Origin of the sequence: Alkaliphilus flagellatus, from assembly GCF_018919215.1 — a bacterium.
GTDB classification, from domain to species: Bacteria; Bacillota; Clostridia; order Peptostreptococcales; family Natronincolaceae; genus Alkaliphilus_B; species Alkaliphilus_B flagellatus.
Genome location: NZ_JAHLQK010000011.1, coordinates 1 through 4,570, shown reverse-complemented (window position 1 = coordinate 4,570; position 4,570 = coordinate 1). Strand labels below are relative to the sequence as shown.

Below are 4,570 nucleotides of genomic sequence, written 5' to 3'. Positions count from 1 at the left end.
TACGCAAAAAGATTATCGTTTTATTTTCTTAACTTTAACCTGTAAAAATGTTTATGGAGAAAATTTAAGTGATCAGCTTGATGAATTATTTAAAGCTTTTAATCTTTTAACTAAGAGAAAGACAGTTAAACAAGCCGTTAAAGGTTGGTTTAGAGCTTTAGAAGTGACCCATAATCTTGATGAAGCTTCAAAGGATTATGATACATTTCACCCACACTTTCATATTATTTTAATGGTTAATAAAAGCTATTTTAATAAACCAGAGCTTTATATTTCACAGGAAAAATGGACAAGCTTATGGAAATCATGTCTTAAAGTTGATTATACACCGATTATAGATGTTAGGGCTTTTAAAACAGGCAAAAGTTCGCATGTATCTAAAAGCGTTGCAGAATCAGCTAAATACGCAGTAAAAAGTAATGATTTTATAATTAGGGATAAAGACGGAGTTATAGATGAGGAAATGACTGATGATTCTGTTTTTATTTTAGATAAAGCTTTAGCAAATAGACGTCTTGTTGCATTTGGTGGAGAGCTTAAAGAAATACATAAATTATTAAACCTTGATGATACAGAAAATGGTGATTTAATAAATACAGATAATGAGGAGCTAAGAGAAGATTTAGATTATATTATAGAGCGTTATAAATGGCACATTGGATATAAGCAATATTATAAAATTGATTAATATAAATATGGCTATATACATAGTGCATGTAGGCAGGTGTTAGGTGTATATATCTAGTATGTATGTAGGGGGAAGTATACATGGATAGTCTATACAGCATTAATGATTTAGCTCAAAAATTAGGCATTTCAATATCTACAATTCGTAAATATGAACAAGATTATAGATTAAATATTATGAGGAATGAAAGTAATAATCGTGTTTATACTGAATCGGATATTGAGGTGTTTAAAAAAATACTAGAACTAAAGTCGGAAGGTGCAAATATACACTTAATAAGAAAAATATTAGCTAAGGAAGATGTAGCTCATGAAGTACCAGAAGTGATAGAAGAAAATAATTTTAATCTATATAGCATAGACCTTTTTCAACAACAATTAATTAAAAATATTGATGATACCATGACTAAGAAAGTTAATTCACTTAAAGAAGAATTTGATATTATCCTGGATAAAAAATTAGAAGAGCAGGGGCAACGGATTAGAGAGCAGATTAAAGCAGAAAATCAAGAACTAATCCATTATATAGAAAATTATAGGAAAGAAAAAAAGTCTATTTGGACTAAGTTATTTAAAAAATAAATTTATCTTCATGATCTTTTACTTTCATTCTTCTATATAGAATAAAAGCTAGCAAATATAAAACTTGCTAATCTATCACAATCAATGTTATATTGACCATAATATGATCTGTGGGGGATTGGTGTTTTAAAACGAAGAGTAGTGTTTTTATATGAAGGAGGAGATTATGGATTATATTAATTTTGTTTGGGGAATGTTAGTTACACTTATTATTCTTATTGTGTTCATAAATTTTTGGATGAAAATTGCAAATTATATTGGTGAAAAGTTTAAAATATTTTTTATGAGTTTACTAAAAAAAATACGAAGACATAAATAAATAAAAAAATGTTTTTAAATAATCTAATTTTGAATTAAAAAAAGGAGCTATTTCTCAAAAATAGTTCCTTTTTTTATAAATCGTAAGTATTTATGTGTTCTGTTTTATTCATTATTTTTAATTTTATTATTTTACATAGGTGCTGTTTTTTAATAAAAAGAGTGTATTTATATTCAAAAAGTTATTTCAACATGAATGTAATGTCATATTAAACTTTTTTATTATATATTATATAATTTTGTTATAATTTTGAAAAAATTTGGAAAATAGTTTACAGAAAAAACATTTTATGGTATACTTTATATGTATTGTATATTTTTAAAACAATTAGATAAAATTGGAATTAGGAAAGGGAGTGTTTTTATGAAAAAGTTTTTTACAATTTTATTGGGACTAGCATTAGTTTTTTCTATGTCAACAGCATCATTCGCAAATGAAAATCATGAAGTTACTTTTGACGAACTTATGGAATTAGCTACTAAGTATAACTTTGAACCAGTTATTGTTGATGAATCTTTATCAGAAAAAGACATAGTAAGAAATTTAACAAAAGATGAATTAGAAAATCTTATTATTAAAACTCTTGAAGAAAATTCTAAACCATTGCATTTTGAAGAAGTTTATGTAACTTTTGAAATTCCTTCATCTGTTGCTTTAGATGAATCTATTGATCTTATAGCACCTTTAAGTACTTGGAAAACAGCTGGTGGTGTGAAAACACTATCTAGAACTGATGACCATATGGGTGAAAAAGATTTTAGGTTAAAAAAAGCTGTTTCTGCATCTTATGAGTTTGAATATCAACCTCTACCTGGTGAGCCTGATCCTACAAGAAATTGGCGTTTTACAGGAGTTGATGATGCAGGTGTGGTTCATTTAAATCCAGGTGCATATCAAGTAAAAAAAATTTCATCAAGTGCAAAGGTTCTTTCGGATACTGGTATACGACAAGAATTTAGTGGTGTTGTTAATGTTGGTTTTTATACTGTTATAGGTGGAGTAAATATTCGAGTTCCAATAGCAGATAATGATTTTTCAGGAAGCGTTAGTTATTCTATTTCTCAAGTTCAATAATAGTTAAACATTAAAAAATTTAAAATAAAAAAAGAGAGTACATCTATTTAATGATTGTACTCTCTTTTTTTACTTTTGATATATATAAACTAAGTCTAAATGAATTTATTTTATCTTTGTAGTTAATACATTGAAGAAGTTCTACTTCTTCAATAATTTCAAATTTGTATCTTTACAAGTTTAATAGTTTAATACATACTTTGCATCTATTTATAGCTCTTTCACTTATTAGTTTATTTTAATAATATAACATTAGCTGTCTATATTTATATTTTACGCAGAAAGAGGTTTGAAATGAAGTCAAGGTGGAGATTTTAAAATTTTTTAGCGTAGCGTTCCAAAGGAAAAAAATTTAAAATACTACCTTGATGAAATGGAAAACCCACACTGAAAAAAAGTCCTTCACCTGCAAGGTGGAGGGCATGCTCTCGGCGAGTGCCGTCGGAGACATATAAAATTTGATGGGGGTATTGGGGGGACTTTTTAAAGTCGCCCCCAATGGTTTTAGGTATGTCATGAAATTGTATTTTTATTTTTAAGGATATGTTCGGAAATGATATTTTTATTTTTACCTATGTCATAAAATGAGACTTTTAAATTAAAATTCTTTGCCAACAACATATCCAACAACGTTTTTTTGCTGTTCTAGGTGCTGGCAATGCTACTAGCGACCCTAATAGCAAAAAAAAATTGCTATTCTAGGTGCTAGTCATTGAAAACAGTAGCATGAATATTTATATATCAACGATTCTTTAATATAAAAATCATTCCATGTGGCAGAGCTGGTGGCTGAGACGCCCACCTGTTTAGCGTCACATAGGTATAGCCTATGGCGCACAGGGGGCGTCTAAAATGAGGTAGCTAAAGCTCCCTTTTTTTATTATTCTGTAATACGTTTTTTGTCCTGGAGCTTCTCATCGAGAAGGACAACTGTATTACACTTTTTAAAAACTGGGCTTCTAAAGGGGGCACGCCCCCCTTCTTTCGCTCACGCTCACACCCCCCACGCTGCCATATTAAACTTAGTATTTTAAATTAATAATCTACAACGCAGATAAAGGCTAAGCGATTCAAAAGAAAAAATACGTTTCGCTTTTACTCTTTTAGGGTGCAAATATTATATCTTATTTGCCTGTTATTCTGCTTATAACGCCCTTATTTTACTTTAAAGGTAATTTCTATATATGTAGAAATAAAAAAACGCCTTATAGGGCGTTTTGGAGCTTTATATGATTATTTTTTTTACTATGGTTTTTGGTTTTTGTTTTTAGTTTTTTCGCTAGAAAAAACGTGTTTTTTCTTATCTTGATACTATAGAAACAACAGGAATTTAATTATTTCTATGATAAACGTTGATTTTTAAATACTTAATAGTGTTTTAAATCTTTTTTATTAGGATACTATTTTTCTTGCAATAAAAAATCCCTAGTGTTATGATTAAGTTACCACACTAAAATCACAAAATAGGGAATTTTTTATACCTTCCGAAAGGGAGTCCCTAACGAAAGGAGTCTTTTTTTATTATGTACCACAATGATAGCACATATTCAGAAATAAATAAAGTATTAAAAGATGTTAAAAATGGTAAAGAAAGACCGTGGCAAATTCATAAGAAAAGTACAATGGAACTTGCTGAAAGCTATAAAAGATTAGGTATGAATAAATATTATCGAGTAGCTGAATGTGGTACTTTTTTAGAGTTTAAGCGATTTACTGAAGATAATAGTTTAAAGTTAAATAGGTCTAATTTTTGTAAAGTGAGGTTATGTCCTATGTGTAGCTGGAGAAGGTCGTTAAAAACGTTTGGTCAAGTATCTAAGGTTATGGATTATGCTCTTACGCAAAAAGATTATCGTTTTATTTTCTTAACTTTAACCTGTAAAAATGTTTATGGAGAAAATTTAAGTG

The 4,570-nt window shown here is 28.6% G+C and carries 5 protein-coding genes; all 5 read left to right on the top strand.

What is annotated here, in order from left to right; translation table 11 throughout:
- Positions 1-688 (top strand): protein rep (locus tag KQI88_RS17690; RefSeq protein ID WP_216419650.1); only part of this gene is annotated, 688 nt, incomplete at its 5' end.
- Positions 689-768: 80 nt separating this feature from the next.
- The gene (locus KQI88_RS17685) at positions 769-1,269 is read left to right on the top strand and encodes a MerR family transcriptional regulator (protein WP_216419648.1); all 501 of its coding nucleotides are present in this window, start codon (positions 769-771) and stop codon (positions 1,267-1,269) included.
- Between the two features lie 166 nt (positions 1,270-1,435).
- Positions 1,436-1,588, top strand: coding sequence for a hypothetical protein (locus tag KQI88_RS17680; RefSeq protein WP_216419647.1), 153 nt, complete (start codon positions 1,436-1,438; stop codon positions 1,586-1,588).
- Between the two features lie 363 nt (positions 1,589-1,951).
- On the top strand, positions 1,952-2,662 hold the full coding sequence (locus tag KQI88_RS17675; protein ID WP_216419645.1) for a hypothetical protein: 711 nt from the start codon (positions 1,952-1,954) through the stop codon (positions 2,660-2,662).
- A gap of 1,523 nt (positions 2,663-4,185) precedes the next feature.
- A partial coding sequence (locus KQI88_RS17670) for a protein rep (RefSeq protein WP_216419643.1) occupies positions 4,186-4,570 on the top strand: 385 nt, incomplete at its 3' end.